Below are 20,717 nucleotides of genomic sequence, written 5' to 3'. Positions count from 1 at the left end.
GTGCGTTTCGAGGAGACCGTGCGGCTTCTGCTGGCTCAGGGGTTCGACGCTTTCGTGGAGGCGAGCGCGCACCCGGTGCTGACCACGCCCATCGAGAGCACCGTCGAAGCCGCCGACGCCGAAGCGGTGGTGCTGGCGACGTTGCGGCGGGCTGAAGGCGGCCCCGAGCGCTTCACCACGGCGCTCGCCGAGGCGCACGTCAACGGGCTCACCATCGACTGGACGCCGTTCGTGGGCGAACACACCTCTCGGGACGTCGAGTTGCCGACCTACGCCTTCCGGCGTCGGCGGTATTGGTCGGTCCGTTCCGCGTCCCAAGCCGACGCGCGCGGCCTCGGCCAGGTCCCGGCGCACCATGCGCTGCTCGGGGCCGTCGTGCGGCTCGGCGACGGGCGGGGAGTCCTGTCGACGGGACGAGTGTCGCTGTCCACGCACGCCTGGCTCGGGGATCACGTGGTCGCCGGGACGGTGCTGCTGCCGGGTACGGCGTTCGTGGAACTGGCGATTCGGGCCGGGGACGAGGTCGGCTGCGGCCTGCTCGCCGAACTCGCCCTGGAGGCACCGCTGGTGATCCCCGAGCACGGCTCGCTGGAGATCCAGGTCGTGGTCGACGCGGCCGAGGCCGACGGGTCGCGTTCGGTCGCCGTGTACGCCCGCGGCGCGGACGAGTCGGCGGAGCCGGACTGGACCCGGCACGCCGTCGGGACGCTCTCGGCGGGCGCATCGGCGCAGGACGTGTCCTTCGCGTCGGAGACCTGGCCGCCGCCCGACGCGGAGCCGATGGATCTCGAAGGTTTCTACGCCGACCTGGAGCACGGCGGCTATGCGTACGGGCCCGCCTTCCGGGGCCTGCGGGCCGCATGGCGGGCGGGCGACGACACGTACGCCGAGGTGGCGCTGCCCGACGAAGCGGCGGATCCGGGTCGCTTCGGACTGCACCCGGCGCTGCTCGACGCCGCGTTGCACGCCGCCCTGTCCCCGGGCGGCGAGCGGGTGTTGTTGCCGTTCGTCGTCAAGGGGCTGACGCTGCACGCGAGTGGCGCCTCCCACCTGCGGGTACGGCTGTCCCCGGCCGGGTCGGACGGTGTCCGGGTGTCGCTGGCCGATGCGACCGGGGCCCCGGTGGCCGTGATCGAGGCGCTGACGTTTCGCCCCATCGCCCACGACGTGCTTGTCGCGGCGCGGCCCGTCGCGGAGCAGGATCTGTACCGCGTCGAGTGGACTCCGACCGGTGGGGTCGATGCCGCCTTCGCCGGTGCGATCCGGGTGCTGGGCGCGGACGCGCCCGATCTGCGGGCGGTGGCGGCGGACGGCGTACCCGAAGTGGTCGTTCTGCCCTGTTTCGCCGACCCGGCAACAGACGGCGATCAAGCCGCCGCAGCCCACCGGGAGGCGGCTCGGGTGTTGTCGGTGGTGCGGGAGTGGCTTGCCGACGAGCGGTTCGCCGGGGCGCGGCTGGTCGTGGTGACGCGGGGTGCGGTGGGTGTCTCGACGGGTTCGGAAGCCTCGGCGCTGCCGGGACTCGCGGCGTCGGCGGTGTGGGGTCTGGTGCGGTCGGCGGCGACCGAACACCCCGATCGATTCGTCGTGGTGGACGTCGACGACGCGGAGTGGACGGCCATCCTGCCGCGCGTGTTGGCCTCCGGGGAAAGAGAGTTGGTGGTACGCGGAGGCGCGGTTTCGGTGCCGCGACTGGTCCGGCACGCCGCTTCCCCCGTAGAAGCAGCGGGTCGCTTCGGTGACGGGGCGGTGCTGATCACCGGCGGCACCGGCCTGTTGGGTGGGCTGGTGGCCCGCCGTCTCGTCGCGCGGCACGGGGTGCGCAGTCTGGTGCTGCTTGGGCGAAGGGGCGAACAGGGCCCCGGGGTGCTTGAGTTGACCGAGGAGCTGGCGACGCTGGGTGCGTCGGTGGTGGTCGAGGCAGGTGATGTGGCCGATCGGGACGTGTTGCGCGGAGTATTGCATCGCCTGCGGGTCCCGCTGACGGGTGTGGTGCATGCCGCCGGACTGCTGGACGACGGTCTGGTCGCGGCGATGACCGACGACCGGCTACACACCGTGCTGCGCGCCAAGATCGACGGCGCGGTCAACCTGCACGAACTGACCGCCGATCACCACCTTGCCGCCTTTGTGCTGTTCTCCTCCGTCTCCGGCATCCTGGGCGGTCCAGGACAGGCGAACTACGCGGCGGCGAACACCTACCTCGACGCACTCGCCCACGCCCGCCGCGCCGCCGGACTCCCGGCCACCTCGCTCGCCTGGGGGTTGTGGAGCGAGGCCGGCGGCATGACCGGTGCGATGAGCGACGCCGACCGGCAGCGTATGCGCCGGCTCGGCATCGGAGCGTTCGACACGGAGCAGGGGCTGCGCCTCTTCGACGCCGCGCTCGGCTCGACGGAGGCCCTGCTGATCCCGGCCGCGTGGGACCTTCCCGCGCTCCGTGCCCGCGCCGGGAGTGGGCGGCCGGCAGGCATGTTGCGCGGCCTCGTGCGCACACCGGCCCGCCCCGCAGCCGTCGGCGCGGGCGCCCTCCCGTCGGGGCCCGCCTTGGGCCGGCGGCTCGGCGCGCTGTCGGAAGCCGAGCGGGAGCGGGCCCTGGCGGCGGTGATCCGCGAACACGTGGCGGCCGTACTCGGCTTCCCCACGGGCGGCGACATCGTTTTCACCGCGACCTTCAAGTCGCTCGGCTTCGACTCGCTGACCGCCCTCGACCTGCGCAACCGGCTCAACACGGCCACCGGCCTGCACCTGCCCGCCACCCTCGTCTTCGACCACCCGACACCGGCGGCACTGCTGCGCGAGGTTTGCCGGGAACTCCTGGGCACCCAGGACGCGTCGCCCATCACGCCGGCCACCACGCCGGTGGACGACGACCCGATCGCCATCGTCGGGATGGCCTGCCGCTACCCCGGCGGGGTCGAGTCGCCCGAGGACCTGTGGCGCCTGGTCGACGACGGCCGGGACGTCGTCTCGCCATTCCCGTCGAACCGCGGCTGGGACCTGGACGGGCTGTACGACCCCGACCCGGCGGCATCCGGGAAGAGTTATGCCCGCGAGGGCGGATTCCTGCACAATGCCGGGCAGTTCGACGCCGGCTTCTTCGACATATCGCCGCGCGAGGCATTGGCGATGGATCCGCAGCAGCGGTTGTTGCTGGAGACCTCGTGGCAGGTGCTGGAACGGGCCGGGATCGATCCCGGCACGCTGCGCGGCAGCCGAACCGGCGTGTTCGTCGGGGTGATGTACCACGACTACGCGTCGGGCATGCGGAAGGTGCCCGAGGGTGTGGACGGCTATCTGCTGCTCGGCAACTCCGGCAGCGTCGCGTCGGGTCGGATCGCCTACACCTTCGGGTTCGAGGGTCCGGCGGTGACCGTGGACACCGCGTGTTCGTCGTCGTTGGTGGCGCTGCATCTGGCCGCTCAGGCCCTGCGCAGCGGCGAGTGTTCGATGGCGTTGGCCGGTGGCGTGACGGTGATGGCCACGCCGCAGGTCTTCGTCGAGTTCAGTCGGCAGCGGGGGTTGGCGCCGGATGGCCGGTGCAAGCCGTTCTCGGCGACTGCGGACGGCGCCGGCTGGTCGGAGGGTGTCGGTGTGCTGCTCGTGGAGCGGTTGTCCGACGCGCGGCGGCACGGGCATCGGGTGTTGGCGACGGTGTGCGGTACGGCGATCAACCAGGACGGCGCGAGCAACGGGCTGACGGCGCCGAACGGTTCGTCGCAGCAGCGGGTCATCCGGCAGGCGCTGGCGAACGCGGGTTTGTCGGCCGCCGACGTCGACGTGGTCGAGGCACACGGCACGGGTACCACGCTCGGCGACCCGATCGAGGCGCAGGCGCTGATCGCCACCTACGGCCGGGGGCGGAGCGCCGAACGGCCGCTGTACCTGGGGTCGTTGAAGTCGAACATCGGTCACGCCCAGGCCGCCGCCGGCGTGGGCGGTGTGATCAAGATGGTGATGGCGATGCGTGCGGGCGTGTTGCCTCGGACGCTGCACTGCGATGAGCCGTCCCCGCACGTCGACTGGTCGGCGGGCACGGTCGAACTGCTCACCGAGGCGCGCGAGTGGCCCGAGAACGGTCGTCCCCGCCGGGCCGGTGTCTCGTCGTTCGGTGCGAGCGGCACCAATGCCCATGTGCTCCTGGCACAGGAACCCGAACCGGCGTACGTCGAGGACGTCGCGGAAGTCACGACCGGCGAACGGGTCCTGGCCTGGGTCCTTTCGGCGCGGTCCGATGACGCGCTGCGCGCCCAGGCCGCGATGTTGTCCGCCTACCTGAACGAGAACCCCGAACTCGACCCCGCCGCGGTCGCCTCGGCACTGGTCGGCTCGCGTGCCGCGCTCGAAGAGCGCGCCGTGGTGGTCGGTTCCACGCGTGCCGTGCTGTCGGGCGGGCTGGACGCGCTGGCGGTGGGTGAATTCGGGGCCGGTGTCGTCCGGGGATCGGTGCTCGGGGCGGGGGGCCTGGCGTTCCTGTTCGGCGGGCAGGGCAGTCAGCGGGTCGGGATGGGGCGGGAATTGCACGCCGAATTTCCGGTATTCGCGGAAGCCTTCGACGTTGCCGCGTCGGAGTTGGATCGCCGACTGGCCGGGCATGTCGCGTATTCGGTGCGGGACGTGGTGTTCGGGGCGCAGGGCACCGCAGGGCTGCTGGACGAGACGGTGTTCACCCAGGCGGCGCTCTTCGCGGTCGAGGTGGCGCTGTTCCGGTTGCTCGAATCATGCGGCCTGCGGCCGCAGTTCCTGTTGGGTCATTCGATCGGGGAGTTGGCCGCCGCACATGTCGCGGGCGTCTGGTCGCTCGCGGACGCGGCCGAGGTGGTGGCGGCACGTGGGCGATTGATGCAGGCGCTTCCGGCGGGTGGCGCGATGGTCGCGGTACAGGCCCGCGAGGACGAGGTGGCGGCGGCGCTGGCGGCGGCGGGTGTCGGTGACACGGCGGGCATCGCCGCGCTGAACGGTCCGATGGCGGTGGTGCTCTCCGGCGACGAGGAGCCGGTGCTTCGGGTGGCCGCCGAGTTCGCGGCACGCGGACGCAAGACCAAACGACTGACGATCAGCCGCGCGTCCCACTCGCTGCGGATGGACGCGATGACGGCCGAATTCCGGGGTGTGCTGGAAGGGGTCACCTTCGGCCGACCCGCGCTGCCGATCGTCTCCACACTGACCGGACGGCTCGCGAGCGCCGAGGAACTGATCGAACCGGACTACTGGGTACGGCAGGTGCGCGGCGCCGTGCGTTTCGCGGACGGCGTACGGGAACTGCGCGCGGCGGGCGTGGGAACTTTCCTCGAACTGGGTCCGGACGGGGTGTTGACCGCCCTGGTGCAGGATTGTCTCGCCGGGCGGACCGGCGCCGATGCGGGCACGCCCGATGTTGCCGCCGGCTCCGTGCTGCGCCGGGACCGCCCGGAGCACGAAGGGGTGTTGACGGCACTCGCACTGGCCCATGTCCGCGGTTGCCGGATCGACTGGTCCGCGGTGCTGCCGCCGACCGGGCGCCGGCACCTCGACCTGCCGACCTACGCCTTCCGGCGCCGGCTTTATTGGCTCGACGACGTCGCGGACGCACCGGTCGACGTCGCCGGGCTCGGATTGGTCGTGGCCGGGCACCCGTTGCTCGCGGCGACGATACGTCTGGCCGGGGGCGACGCGGTCGTACTGACCGGCCGGATCTCCCTCCGGGCCCAGCCGTGGTTGCGTGACCACGCCGTCGTGGGGACGGTGTTGCTGCCCGGAACCGCCTTCGCGGAATTGGCCGTCCAGGCGGGCGATCGGGTGGGCTGCGAACGCGTCGACGAACTGACGCTGCACACGCCGCTCGTGGTGCCCGAGCAGGGCGCGTGCGCCCTTCAGGTACGGGTGGAGCCGCCGGCCGCCGATGGGCGTCGGGCCATCGCGGTGTACTCCCGGGACGAGGCGGTGGGCGAGGACGGCGCATGGACTCGTCACGCCGCCGGATTCCTGGCCGAGGAGGCCACCGACGCGGCGTTCGATCTGGTGTCGTGGCCCCCGACCGGTGTGCGACCGGTCGACCTCGACGGCTTCTACGCTCGTGCCGCCGACGCCGGATACGGCTACGGGCCCGCCTTCCGGGGGCTGCGGGCGCTGTACCGGGGCCGGGACGGCGCGTTGTTCGCCGACGTGCGGTTGCCGGACGAACTCGCGCGGGAAGCAGGTCGGTTCGCGGTGCACCCGGCGCTGTTCGACGCCGCCCTGCACGGCCTCGTCGGTGCCGAGGCGGACGCCGCCCCGACGGGCACGATGCGGCTGCCGTTCGTCTGGCAGGGGCTTACGGTGCACGCGGTCGGGGCGACGGCGCTGCGGATCCGGCTGGCGCCGGTCGATGGTGATCCCGACCGGATCGCGGTGCAGGCCGCCGACGGCACCGGGAGACCGGTGCTCTCGGCCGAGGCGCTCGAACTGCGCGCCGTCGACCGGGCCGGGCCGGGCACCGGTTCGATGGCCGCGGATTCGCTGTACTCGGTGGTCTGGAGTCCCGTCGAGCGGCGCGCTCCGGACGGCGATCGGCCGGATCCGGAGCCGGACTTGACCATCCACGCCTGCACTCCGATTCCGGCGGAGTTCGCGGATCTCGCCTCGGCGGTCGAGGCGGCGGCCGTCCGCGTGCTCGCGGAGATGCGGGATTGGCTGACCGCCGCATCGGACGCGTCGCGCTTCGTGGTGGTCACGCGCGGGGCGGTGGCGGCGGCATCCGGTGACCGGGTGTCGGACCTCGTGCACGCTCCCGCGTGGGGGTTGGTGCGGTCGGCGCAGCACGAACACCCGGACCGGTTTCTGGTGATCGACCTCGACCCGGACGCCGACGCCGATGCGGCGGACCCCGTCGAGGTGGCGCGCACGGCACTGGCGGCGCGGGAGACGCAGGTCGCCGTGCGGTCGGGCGTCGTGCTCGCGCCGAGGCTGATTCGGGCGGATCGGGACGGGACGCTGACACCGCCGATGGATGCGTGGCGGCTGGATGCGATCTCCCGCAGGACTCTGGCAGACCTGACGCCGGTGCCGGCGCCGCAGGCCCTGGAGCCCTTGGACTCCGGGCAGTTGCGGATCGCGGTGCGGGCGGCGGGGCTGAACTTCCGTGATGTGCTGATCGCCCTGGGCGTGTACCCGGGGGCCGGTGCGTCGATGGGCGGCGAGGGCTCGGGCGTGGTGACCGAGGTGGGTCCGGGTGTGTCCGACTTCGTGGTCGGGGACCGGGTATTCGGGATGTTCCCGGAAGCGTTCGGGTCGCACGCCGTTGCCGATCACCGGACGGTTGCCCGGATTCCGGCGCAGTGGTCCTGGGAGCAGGCGGCGTCGGTACCGGTGGTGTTCCTGACGGCGTATTACGGGCTGGTGGAGTTGGCCGGTCTGCGGGCCGGCGAGTCGGTGTTGATCCACGCGGGGACCGGCGGGGTGGGGATGGCGGCGGTGCGGGTCGCCCGGCATCTGGGTGCCGAGGTGTTCGCGACGGCGAGTCGTGGCAAGTGGGATGTGCTGCGGTCGTTGGGTTTGGACGACGCGCATATCGGTGATTCGCGCACGCTCGATTTCGCGACGCGTTTCCGGGCCGCGACGGGCGGCCGGGGTGTGGACGTGGTGTTGAACTCGCTGGCGGGCGAGTACGTCGACGCGTCGCTGCGACTGACCGCTGATGGGGGCCGGTTCATCGAGATGGGGAAGACCGACATCCGGGACGGGGGCACTGTGGCGACCGCGTTTCCGGGAGTCGTGTATCGGGCGTTCGACCTGTTGGAGGCTGGGCCGGAGCGGATCGCGGTGCTGCTCGGCGAACTGTCGGCGCTGTTCGCGTCGGGTGTGTTGGCACCGGTGCCGGTGCGGTGTTTCGACGTGCGGCGGGCACCGGAGGTGTTTCGGTTCATGGCGCGGGCGCGGCATACGGGGAAGTTGGTGCTCCGGATGCCGGTGCCGCTCGATCCGGACGGGACGGTGTTGATCACCGGGGGCACCGGCACGCTCGGCGCTCTGGTGGCTCGGCATCTCGTCGCCGAACACGGTGTGCGCGCGCTGGTGTTGCTCAGCCGCAGCGGTATGGCCGCCCCGGGCGCGGCGGAGCTGGTGTCCGAACTCTCCGGTCTCGGGGCGCGGGTGGTCGTCGAGGAGTGCGACGCGGCCGACCGCGAAGCCCTCGCGCGGGTCCTGGCGCGCGTCCCGGGTTCCGCGCCGCTGACCGGGGTTGTGCACGCGGCCGGTGTTCTGGCCGACGCACCGGTCGAGTCCATGACCCCCGAACATGTGGAGCGGGTCTTGCGCGCGAAGGTCGACGGTGCGATCAACCTGCACGAGTTGACCGCCGGCCACGACCTCGCCGCCTTCGTGCTCTTCTCCTCGATCGCCGGCGTGCTGGGCGGCCCGGGTCAGGCCAACTACGCGGCGGCGAACACTTTTCTGGACGCGCTCGCCACCCGCAGGCAGGCCGCCGGCCTTCCCGCCACCTCCGTGGCGTGGGGACTGTGGGGCGCGGCGAGCGGCATGACCGGACACCTCGGCCGGCCGGATCTCGCCCGGATGCGTCGCTCCGGCATCGTCGCCATGACGGCCGAACAGGGCCTCGCGCTGCTGGACGCGGCCTTGCGGACGGCGCAGGCGAACCCGGCCGCCGTCCGGTTCGACCTCGGCGCGCTGCGTACGGCGGCCGAGCAGGGCGTCCTGGCCGCACCCCTGCGCGGCCTGGTGCGGGCCCCGCTGCGGCGGGCCGTCGCCGCCGAGGCCCACGCGGATCCGGCGCCGGCAGTGCAGTTGGCGGGACGCTCCCGGGCGGAGCGGGAGCGCATCCTGGTCGACCTCGTCCGTCGGCACTGCGCCCTCGTCCTGGGGCACGCCTCGATGGACGCGATCTCCTCCGAACGCGGCTTCCTGGAGTCCGGCTTCGACTCGCTGACCGTGGTCGAACTGCGCAACCGGCTCGGCGTCGCCACCGGACTGCGCCTGCCCACGACGGTGACCTTCGACTGTCCGACCCCGCAGGCACTCGCCCGATTCCTGGACAAAGAGCTGCACCCCGCACAGGAGTCCGCGCCCGCGCCGCTGCTCGGGGAACTGGACCGGCTCGAAGCGGCGTTCGCCGACTCGCCTCCGGGCGCGCTCGACGAGCGGGAGGCGGTGCTGCGCCGACTCCGCGCACTGGTGTGGCGATTCGAGGAGATGCCGAACGGCACGGCGTCCGACGCCGCCCGCGACGAACGACCGGACGGCTTCGACGCCGTGACCGACGACGAGATGTTCACCCTGCTCGACGAGGAGTTGGGCCTCGACCGATCCGGCGAACGGCCGGAGCCGTGGGCCGCCGACCCGCCGGACCGGTCCGCGCCCAACCCGCCGGACCCGTCGGCCGCCGAACGATCCGGACCCCCGACCCCTGGAGAGCGTGGCCGATGAGCGCCGGCGACACCGAGCACAAACTTCGCGACTACCTCAAGCGGGTGGCCGAGGAACTTCGGCAGACCAAGCGGCGGTTGGCCGCCGTCGAGGCGCGCGGCCGGGAACCGATCGCCATCGTCGCCATGTCGTGCCGCTTCGCCGGCGGGATCCGCTCGCCCGAGGACCTGTGGCGGCTGGTCGCGACCGGCGCGGACGTGCTCTCCGACTTCCCGACCGACCGGGGCTGGGACGTCGACGGCATCCACGACCCGGACCCGGCCGCGCCCGGCAAGACCTATGTGCGCCGGGGCGGCTTCGTGTCCGATGTGGGCGACTTCGACGCGGAGTTCTTCGGCATCTCGCCGCGCGAGGCGCTGGCGATGGATCCCCAGCAGCGGTTGTTGCTGGAGACGTCGTGGGAGGCGTTCGAGCGGGCCGGGATCGACCCCATCGGGCTGAAGGGCAGCCGCACCGGTGTCTTCGTCGGGGCCGGCGCGCTCCGCTATATCGAGCATCCGGACGACGTGCCGCAGAGTGTCGAGGGCTACCTCCTGACCGGAAACGTGGCCAGTGTGCTGTCCGGCCGGTTGTCGTACACGTACGGGTTCGTGGGTCCGGCGGTGACCGTGGACACGGCCTGTTCGTCCTCGCTGGTCGCCCTGCACCTGGCCGCGCAGGCCCTCCGGCAGGACGAGTGCTCCCTCGCCCTGGCCGGCGGGGTGTCGGTGCTCTCGGATCCGTCCCTGTTCGTCGAGTTCAGCCGTCAACGCGGCCTCGCGCCCGACGGCCGCTGCAAGGCGTTCGCCGCGGCCGCCGACGGCACCGGCTGGTCGGAGGGTGTGGGCCTGCTGTTGCTCGAACGGTTGGTCGACGCGCGGCGCAACGGCCACCAGGTGCTCGCCGTACTGCGCGGCAGCGCCGTCAACCAGGACGGCGGCGGCAGCGGACTGACCGCGCCCAGCGGTCCCGCGCAGCAACGGGTGATCCGACAGGCGCTGGAGAACGCCCGACTGACGGCGGATCAGGTCGACGCGGTGGAGGCGCACGGCACCGGCACCGCACTCGGCGACCCGATCGAGGCGCGCGCGCTCCTGGCCACGTACGGACGCGACCGCGACCCGGAGCGGCCGCTGTGGCTGGGCGCGCTGAAGTCGAATCTCGGTCACTCGGTCGCCGCCTCGGGGGTGGCGGGGGTGATCAAGATGGTGCAGGCGATGCGCCGGGGCGTGTTGCCGAAGACACTGCACGTGGATGCGCCGACCCCGCACGTGGATTGGTCGGCGGGCGCGGTGAAGCTGTTGACCGAGGCGCGACCGTGGCCGCAGACGGGTCGGCCGCGTCGAGCCGGCGTGTCGTCGTTCGGGATCAGCGGGACGAACGCGCACGTGGTCATCGAGGAGGGCGACGCGGTGCCCGCCGCCGAGGACGGCGGCGGGTCGGTGACGACGGAAGGACCCGCGCACGACCACATCCCCTGGCTCGTCTCCGCCCGCTCCGAAGCCGGACTGCGCGCGCAGGCACGGCGGCTACTGGACCACATCGAGGCGCACCCCGACCTCACCCCGCTCGACCTCGCCCATTCGCTGGCCGCGACTCGTTCGGCGCTGGATGTGCGCGCTGTGGTCCTCGGTGTCGATCGTGCGGAACTCCTCGCGGGATTGAGCTCCTTGGCGGACGGGGCGCCGGGGCCCGGCGTGGTGACGGGGACGGCCCGTACGGATGGTCGAGCGGCGTTCCTCTTCAGTGGACAGGGCAGTCAGCGGGTCGGCATGGGGCGTGAACTGCACGCCACCCAGCCGGTGTTCGCGGCGGCCTTCGACGAGATCGTGGCCGCGTTGGATGACCGGTTGGCCGGACACGTGGCGCATTCGGTGCGGGACGTCGTCTTCGGAGCGCAGGGCACCGATGGGCTTCTCGACGAGACGGTGTTCACGCAGGCGGGGTTGTTCGCCGTCGAGGTGGCGCTGTTCCGACTGGTCGAATCGTTCGGCGTGCGACCCGACTTCCTGCTGGGCCATTCGATCGGAGAGTTGGCCGCCGCGCACGTCGCCGGTGTGTGGTCACCGGCCGATGCGGCGGAGGTCGTGGCGGCGCGGGGCCGGTTGATGCAGGCGCTGCCGGCGGGTGGCGCGATGGTCGCGGTGCAGGCCGGCGAAGCGGAGGTACGTATCGCCCTCAAGGGCCTGGATACGGCGGGTCTGGCGGCGGTCAACGGACCGACTTCCGTGGTGGTTTCGGGGGACGAGGACGCCGTACTGGCGATTGCCGCGCGCTTCGCGGAGCAGGGGCGGCGGACTCGGCGGCTCCGGGTCGGGCACGCGTTCCACTCGGTGCGGATGGACTCGATGCAGGCCGACTTCCGGACGGTGCTGGAGAAAGTGTCGTACGGGAGCGCGCGGTTCCCGGTGGTCTCGAATGTCACGGGCCGGATCGCCGAGGACGCCGAACTGGGCGACCCCGGCTACTGGGTGCGCCAGGTGCGCGAACCGGTCCGCTTCGCCGACGGCATCGGCACGCTCGTCGCGGAGGGCACCACGGCATTCGCGGAGATCGGTCCGGACGCGGTGGCCTCCGCGATGGCGCGGGAGAACATCGATTCGCGGACCGGACCCACCGTCGTGCCGTTCCTGCGTCGGGACCACTCCGAGGCACGGACCACGAGCACCGCACTGGCCGGCCTGCACGGCGCCGGAATCCGGGTGGACTGGTCCGGTGTCCCGGCCGCGCGCGGCGGCAAGCGCGTGGAGTTGCCGACGTACGCCTTCCAGCGGCGGCGCTATTGGCTCGCCACGCGACGTCGTGACGCCGGTGCCGTTCCGGTTGGCGCCGGCCGGGACGCGGACGGCGTCGATCCGGGAGCGAGTCCGCGATACACGATTCGCTGGCGGTCGGTCGCCGAACCGTGCGATGCCCGGTTGTCCGGCTCCTGGCTGGTGATCTCATCCGACACCGATCTCGGCGCGGCGGGTGCGCGGGCGCTCGAAGCGCGTGGCGCGCGTGTCGCACACCTCGTGGTCGAGCCCGGCGCGGCGAACCGGACGGCGCTGACCGAACGGCTCCGGGCGTACCCCGACATCATCGGCGTCGTCTCGCTCCTGGGGCGTGACACGACACCCGACCCCGTCGCGCCCGGGCTCACCGCCGGCCTCTCCGGCACGCTTGCCCTGGTTCAGGCGCTGTGCGATCTCGGGCTCGACGACCGGGTGCGGGTGTGGGGTCTGACCCAGGGCGCGGTGCGTACGGGCGCCTCGGATGTGGTCCGGCACGTCGAGCAGGCCCAGGTATGGGGCCTGGGCCGCACCGTCGCGCTGGAGCATCCCACGCTGTGGGGCGGCCTGATCGACCTGCCCGCCACGCTCGACGAGCCGGCCTGGTCCCGGGTTGCCGCGGTGATCGCCGACGGCGCCGAGGATCAGGTCGCCGTGCGTACGACCGGGGTGTGGGTACGGCGGTTGTCCGCCGGGGCGCCGTCGGAGCACTCCGCCGGCTGGCAGCCGACGGGCCGGATCCTGATCACCGGCGGCACCGGCGGCCTGGGTGCCCGGGTGGCGCGCTGGGCGGCGGAACGCGGAGCGCACGACGTGGTGTTGGTCAGCCGTCGTGGCAGGGACGCGCCGGGCGTGCACGAACTCGTATCCGAACTGGCGGAGTTCGGCGCGCGCACGACCATCGTCACCTGCGACCTCGCCGATCGGTCCGCCGTCGCCCACCTCGTCGCCGAAGTGGAAGCGGACGGCGGCCCGATCGAGGCCGTCGTACACGCCGCCGGCATCGTCCGGGACCGGGCGCTGCTCGACACCGACCCCCAAACCTGCTCGGACGTGCTCGCCGGCAAGGCGGTCGGTGCCGCGAATCTCGATGCGGTGTTCGGCGAACGCCCTCTGCGCGCCTTCGTATTGTTCTCTTCGATCGCCGGTGTGTGGGGAAGCGGCGCGCAGGGCGCGTATGCCGCCGCGAACGCCGCCCTCGACGCGCTGGCCGAGCAGCGCCGCGCGCGCGGACTCGCCGCGACCTCGATCGCGTGGGGACCGTGGGCCGGCGACGGCATGGTCGCCACGGAACGCGACGTGGAGTGGGTGGCCCGGCGCGGCCTGCGCCTGCTCGACCCGGACACCGCCCTGACCGCACTCGCCCACGCGGTCGGCGGCCCCGAGCCCACGGTGACCGTCGCGGACGTCGACCGGCAACGCTTCACCGCCACCTTCACCGCACTGCGTCCCAGCCCGCTGTGGAGCGAACTCGCGGCGGATGCCGAGGAATCGGCGGAGCCGGAAGACGCCACGACCGCCGAACTCGGCCGCCGCCTCGCCGCCTCCCCACCCGCCGACCGACCGGCGCGCGCACTCGACGCGATCCGCGTCGAGGTCGCGCGCGTACTCGGCCACGCCTCACCACAGGCGATCGACCCCGACCGGGCCTTCCGCGACCTCGGCTTCGACTCGCTCACCGCCGTCGAACTGCGTGACCGGCTCGCCGCCCTGACCGGCCTCGCCCTGCCCGTCTCCGCCGTCTTCGACCACCCCTCGGCGAGGGCGCTGGCCACATTCCTGTGCGCCGAACTCGACGGTGGACGGCGGCAGACGAGCCTGTCGATCCCGGCCGTCGCGCGGGCCTCGGCGGACGAACCGATCGCGATCGTCGGCATGGCCTGCCGCTTCCCCGGCGGAATCGGCTCGCCCGAGGACCTGTGGCGGCTCGTCGCCGACGGCGGCGACGCCATCGGACCCTTCCCGGACGATCGCGGCTGGGACCTGGAAGGCCTGTACCACCCGGACCCCGACCACCCCGGAACTTCCTACGCGCGGCACGGCGGATTCCTGCCCGGCGTGGCCGAGTTCGACCCCGGCTTCTTCGGGATCTCGCCCCGCGAGGCGCTGGCGATGGACCCGCAGCAGCGGCTGCTCCTGGAGACCTCGTGGGAGGCGTTCGAACGGGCCGGACTCGATGCGTCGGCGCTTCGAGGCACGCCCACCGGCGTGTTCGTCGGCGGCACGCCGTCCGGGTACGGAATCGGCGCGCGTGACGCGGAGGGCTACGCGCTCACCGGCGGCGCGGGCAGTGTGCTGTCCGGTCGACTGGCCTACACCTTCGGCCTCGAGGGCCCGGCGGTGACCGTGGACACCGCATGTTCGTCCTCCCTGGTGGCGCTGCACCTGGCCGTGCAGGCGTTGCGGCGCGGCGAATGCTCGACGGCCCTGGCCGGCGGTGTCACGGTGCTGGCCGATCCCACGGGCTTCATCGAGTTCAGCCGACAACGCGGCTTGGCCCGGGACGGCCGCTGCAAGTCGTTCGCGGCGGCGGCCGACGGCACCGGCTGGTCCGAGGGGGCCGGCGTGGTCCTGCTCGAACGGCTCTCCGACGCCCGGCGGCACGGCCGGCGGGTATGGGCGCTCGTGCGCGGCAGTGCCGTCAACCAGGACGGCGCCAGCAACGGGCTGAGCGCGCCGAACGGACCGGCGCAGCAGCGGGTGATCCGACTCGCTCTGGCCGACGCCGAGTTGACGGGCGATCAGGTGGACGCCGTGGAGGCACACGGGACCGGTACCACGCTGGGCGACCCGATCGAGGCGCAGGCGCTGCTGGCCACCTACGGCCACGACCGGCCCGCCGACCGACCGCTGTGGCTCGGCTCGGTGAAGTCCAACCTCGGCCATGCGGCGGCGGCCGCCGGCATGGCGGGCCTGCTCAAGACGGTGATGGCGCTGCGGCACGGCGTGCTGCCCAGGACGCTGCACGTGGACGCGCCGACGCCGCACGTCGACTGGTCGGCCGGCGCGGTCGCGCTGCTCACCGACAGTGTGCGCTGGCCGGAGTACGACCGGCCGCGCCGGGCCGGTGTCTCCTCGTTCGGGATCAGCGGCACCAACGCGCACGTGATCGTGGAACAGTCGCCGCCCACGCCCGCCCCCGTCCCCGCCCGCGCCGTGAAGCCGGCCGAACCCGACGCCGGAGCCGAACCCGACGCCGACGACCACGCCGCGCCGCTGCCGTACCTGCTCTCCGCCGCCACCGAACGCGAACTGCGCACGGTCGCCGACCGACTGCGCGCCCATCTCGCGCGACACCCCGAACTCGCCCCGGCCGACCTCGCGTTCTCACTGGCCCGCACCCGCACCCGGCTCGCCCACCGCGCGGTCGTGGTGGCCCGGAACCGGGACGGCCTCCGGCACGCGCTGGACGACCTCGCCTCGGGCGAAGCGACGGCGGGCGTCGTCGAGGGCAGCGGGCCGGTCCGCGACCGGGTCGTGTTCGTCTTCCCCGGCCAGGGCTCGCAGTGGCCCGGCATGGCCGCCGAACTGCTCGACCAGGCACCGGTGTTCGCCGAGCACATCGAGCGCTGCGCGGCGGCGCTGGCCCCGTACGTCGACTGGTCGCTCACCGAGGTGCTGCGCGATCCGGAGGGCGCCGGCCTGGAGCGGGTCGACGTGGTGCAGCCCGCGTTGTGGGCGGTGATGGTCTCGCTCGCCGAACTCTGGCGCGCCCACGGGGTACGACCCTCCGTGGTGGTCGGGCACTCCCAGGGCGAGATCGCGGCGGCCTGCGTCGCCGGCGCGCTGACCCTGGCGGACGGAGCGCGGATCGTCGCGCTGCGCGGCAGGGCACTGCTCGACCTGGCCGAGCGCGGCCTGATGGCGTCGGTCGCCATGTCGGAGACCGAAGTGGTCGCGCGCATCGCGGAGTTCGACGGCCGGTTGTCCCTCGCGGCGGTCAACGGTCCCGGCCAGGTGGTCGTCTCGGGCGAGCCGGCGGCGGTGCGGGAACTGGTCGAGGCGGCAGAGCGCGGGCGGATCCTGCCGGTGAACTACGCCTCGCACTCGGCCCGAGTCGAGGAGATCCGCGATCGGCTGCGCGGCGACCTCGCCGGGATCGAACCGGCGACCGCGACGGTGCCGTTCCACTCCACGGTGACGGGCGGGCCGCTGGACACCACGCGATTGGCCGCCGACTACTGGTACGACAACCTGCGGCACACCGTGCGGTTCGAACAGACCGTACGCGGGCTGCTGGCGCAGGGCTACGACACGTTCGTCGACGTGGGCCCGCACCCCACGCTGCTCACCCCGATCCGGGAGACGGCGGCGGCCGTCGGCATCGAGCCGGCGACCGTCGGGACCCTGCGTCGCGAGCAGGGCGACCTCGCACGGTTCCTGCTCTCCGTCGGCGAGGCGACGGTCCTGGGCGTCACACCCGACTGGGAGGCGGTGTTCGCCGGCCGCCGGGCCGAGGCCGTCGACCTGCCGACGTATCCCTTCCACCGGCGGCGCTACTGGCTCGATCGGGCGCACGTCGCGGCCGAAGCGACCCGTGACCCGGTCGAGGCACGCTTCTGGGAGCTGATCGAGGCCGACGATTCCCGGGCCCTCGCCGACCTGCTCGACACCCCCGACGCGCGACCGTGGCACGCGGCGTTGCCCGCGTTGCGGAGCTGGCGCCGCCGGACCCGGGAGCAGCGCATCGCCGACGCGTGGCGTTACCGCGCCATTTGGCGGCCCGCCGACGACCTGCCCACGGATCCCGCCACGCCCACCACGTGGCTGGCGGTCGTACCGGCCGCCGACGAGGAAGGCGGCGCATGGGCGGCGGCGCTCGCCGAGCGGGGCACGAACGTCGCCATCCTCGTCGTCGACCCCACCCGGCCCACCGCCGGGGCCGAACCGGCGCGCAGCCTCGAAACGGCGCTGCCCGACGGCGTGGGACCGGTCGGAATCCTGTCCCTCCTCGGCCGTGACCCGGCCGGTCTCGCCGGCACGCTGCTCCTCGTCCAGGCCGCCGCCGCCCGCACCGCCGACACCCGGCTGTGGTGCCTGACGCGCGGCGGCGTCGAGGTCGACGGCGACCCGGCGCCCCCGGATCCGGAACAGGCCCGGATCTGGGGCCTGGGCCGGGTCGCGGCCCTCGAACTGCCGGACCGCTGGGGCGGCCTGATCGATCTGCCGGAGCACCCGGATCCGGATGCCGTCGAACGGGTGTGGCGGGCGCTGGGCAACGCGGCCGACGAGGACCAGCTCGCCGTCCGACCGACCGGGACCTTCGTCCGCCGCATGGTGCACGCGCCGGTGGCCGGCACCGAAGCGGTACGGGACTGGCGGCCGTCCGGCACCGTACTGATCACCGGCGACATCGGTGACATCGGCGACACGGGCGGCACCGGCGCGCCTGCCGCCCGGCTCGCCCGCCGACTGGCCGAGCGCGGCGCGGAACACGTCGTGCTGGCCGGGCGGATCACCCCCGACGCCGCCGCCCGCCTCGAAGCCGACCTCGCCGCGACCGGCACCGGGCTCACCACCGCCGGGTGCGACCTGAGCGACCGGCGTGAGGTCGCCGACCTGATCGACCGCCTCACCGCGGCGGGCCGAACGATCACCGACCTGATGCACACCGCCGGCGACCCCGGCCTGGCCGCCCTGCTCGACACCGACCCCGCCGCCGTCGCCGACGTACTGGCAGCCAAGGTGGACGGCGCCCGCATCCTCGACGAACTCCTCGACCCGGACGAGCTGCGCACCATCGTGTACTTCTCCTCGGTGGCCGCCTTCTGGGGCAGCGGCGAACACGGTGCCTACGCCGCGGCCAACGCACACCTGGACGCCCTCGCCCGACAACACCGCGCGCGGGGCCGGCACGCCCTGTCCGTGGCCTGGTCGGTCTGGGACCCGACGACGGAGCCGGGCCCGGCGGGCCGCTCCGCAACGGAACAAAGCGCGGCAGACCCGGAGTTCGCCCGCGCACTACGCCGCATCAGCCTCGGCGGCCTGCGTACGCTCGACCCCGGAGCGGCCCTGGCGGCACTGCAACGAGCCCTCGACCACGACGACACCTGTGTGACCGTCGCCGATGTCGACTGGCCGGTCTTCATCCGCGCCTTCACCGCCCGCCGACCCAGTCGCCTGATCGACACCATCCCCGAGGCCCGCACCACCCCGGCCGCGACCGAGGAGCACGTGCACGCGGCCGACGAATTCCGCCGCGAAATACTGGAGTTGTCCGCCGCCGACCGCCCGCACCGCCTCCTGGAGCTGGTCCGCACCCATACCGCCGCAGCCCTCGGACACGAGTCGGTCGAGGAGGTCCGGCCCGAACGCGCCTTCGCCGACCTCGGCTTCGAGTCCGTCACCGCCGTCGACCTGCGCAACCGGCTGAACCGGCGCACCGGCCTCGACCTGCCGGCCACCCTGCTGTTCGACCACCCGACCCCGCTCGCCCTGGTCGACCTGCTGACGGCCGAACTCCTGCCGGACACACCCGTGAACGCCGCCCACGTCCACGCCGAACTCGACCGCCTCACCGCCGATCTGGCCTCGGCCTCGGTCGGCGAAACGGACCGGGCCGGCATCACCCGGCGACTGCGGGCACTGCTCGCCGACTGGAACGGCACGGCAGCAACCGAACCCTCGACCGACCCGCCGAGCGTCGCCGCCGAACTCGAAGCGGCCTCGGACGACGAGATGTTGGCGTTCATCGACCGCCGCCTCGGCCGAGGCACCCCGGCCGGGGGCACGCCGTGACCCGCCCCGGCCCCACGCACACCGCGACCCCAGCACCGGAGGACTGCCGTGGCCACTGAGGAAACCCTTCGCGAATACCTGAAGTGGGCCACGACCGAGCTGCACGACGCACAGCAGCGGATCGCCGCCTTCGAGGCGGCCGCCGCCACCACCGAACCCGTGGCGATCGTCGGCATGGCCTGCCGCCTCCCCGGCGGCGTCGCCTCACCGCACGACCTGTGGGACCTGCTCGAACGCGGCGAGGACACGATCGGCCCGCTGCCCCGCGATCGCGGCTGGGACGTGGACCGGCTGTACCACCCCGACCCGGAGCACGCCGGCACCACCTACGCCGCGGCCGGCGGCTTCATCCGCGACGTCGCGGACTTCGACGCCGACTTCTTCGGCATCTCGCCGCGCGAGGCCCTGGCGATGGACCCGCAACAACGCCTGCTCCTGGAGACTTCCTGGGAGGCCTTCGAACACGCCGGTATCCCCCCGGCCGGTCTGCGCGGCAGCCGGGCGGGTGTATTCATGGGTACGAACAGCGTGGACTACGCCTGGACGAGCGGGCGGGTACCCGACGAACACCTCGGACACCTGACCACCGGTACGGCCGCCGCCGTACTCGCCGGCCGGCTGTCCTACCTGTACGGGCTCGAAGGTCCCGCCGTAACCGTGGACACCGCGTGCTCCTCGTCGTTGGTGGCCCTGCACCTGGCCGTACAGGCGCTGCGCAACGACGAATGTTCGCTGGCCCTGGTCGGCGGTGTCACGGTGTTGTCGTCCCCGATCCAGTTCCTCGGCTTCAGCGCCCAGCGCGGGTTGGCCGTGGACGGCCGGTGCAAGGCGTTCGCGGAGGCCGCCGACGGTATGGGTCTCGCCGACGGCGCGGGCGTGCTCCTGGTCGAGCGGCTGGCCGACGCACGGCGCGCCGGCCACCGGGTGCTCGCGGTGGTCCGGGGGAGCGCGGTCAACCAGGACGGCGCGGGCAACGGCCTGACCGCCCCCAACGGCCCCTCACAGCAGCGGGTCATTCGGCTCGCGCTGGCGAACGCCGGTCTGTCGGCGGGTGATGTCGACGCGGTCGAGGCTCACGGCACCGGTACCACGCTCGGCGACCCGATCGAGGCGCAGGCGCTCCTCGCCACCTACGGCCGGGGCCGCCCGGCCGGTCGCCCGCTGTGGCTGGGCTCGGTGAAGTCGAACATCGGCCACACCGGCGCGGCGGCGGGCGTCGCGGGTCTGATCAAGACCGTGCTGGCGATCCGGGCCGGGACCCTGCCCAAAACCCTGCACGCGGAGGAGCGTTCGACCCGGATCGACTGGTCGGCGGGCGCGGTGGAGCTGCTGACCGACGCACGGGCGTGGCCCGAGGTCGATCGTCCGCGCCGGGCCGCGGTCTCGTCGTTCGGGATCAGCGGGACGAACGCGCACGTGATCGTCGAGCAGGCGGCGGATCCGGAGGTTCCGGAGGCGGGTCAGCCGCGCCCCGCCGCGCGGGGGGCGCTGCCGTTCATGGTGTCGGGCAAGTCGGAGGCCGCGCTGCGGGCGCAGGCGGGCCGACTCGCCGAATTCGTGGCCGAGCACCCCGAGTCGGACCCGGCGGCGGTCGCAGCGGCGCTGGTCGCCACCCGGTCGGCGTTCGAGCACCGGGCTGTCGTATCGGCTTCGGACCACGGGGAGTTGACGGCGCGTCTGGCGGCGCTGGCTGCCGGGGAGCCGACGGCGGGTGTGGTGTCCGGGGTGGTGCGGGCTTCGGGGCGGACGGTGTTGGTGTTTCCGGGGCAGGGGTCGCAGTGGGTGGGGATGGGTGCGGAGCTGCTGGACGCGTTCCCGGTGTTCGCTGCG

The 20,717-nt window shown here is 73.3% G+C and carries 2 protein-coding genes and 1 pseudogene; all 3 read left to right on the top strand.

Annotated elements, in window-relative coordinates:
* Positions 1-18: 18 nt before the first annotated feature.
* Positions 19-9,399, top strand: a complete 9,381-nt coding sequence (locus ACH4XV_RS48125) for an SDR family NAD(P)-dependent oxidoreductase (protein ID WP_395800928.1) — start codon at positions 19-21, stop codon at positions 9,397-9,399.
* A gap of 8 nt (positions 9,400-9,407) precedes the next feature.
* Positions 9,408-18,887 (top strand): annotated as a pseudogene (locus tag ACH4XV_RS48120) (type I polyketide synthase); the annotation flags it as partial.
* 48 nt (positions 18,888-18,935) lie between these two features.
* Positions 18,936-20,717 (top strand): type I polyketide synthase (locus ACH4XV_RS48115; protein WP_395800926.1); only part of this gene is annotated, 1,782 nt, incomplete at its 3' end.

Origin of the sequence: Embleya sp. NPDC020630 (assembly GCF_044334985.1) — a bacterium.
Taxonomy (GTDB): Bacteria; Actinomycetota; Actinomycetes; order Streptomycetales; family Streptomycetaceae; genus Embleya.
Note: the sequence above shows the minus strand (reverse complement) of the source record. Positions and strands in the feature narration are given on the sequence as shown.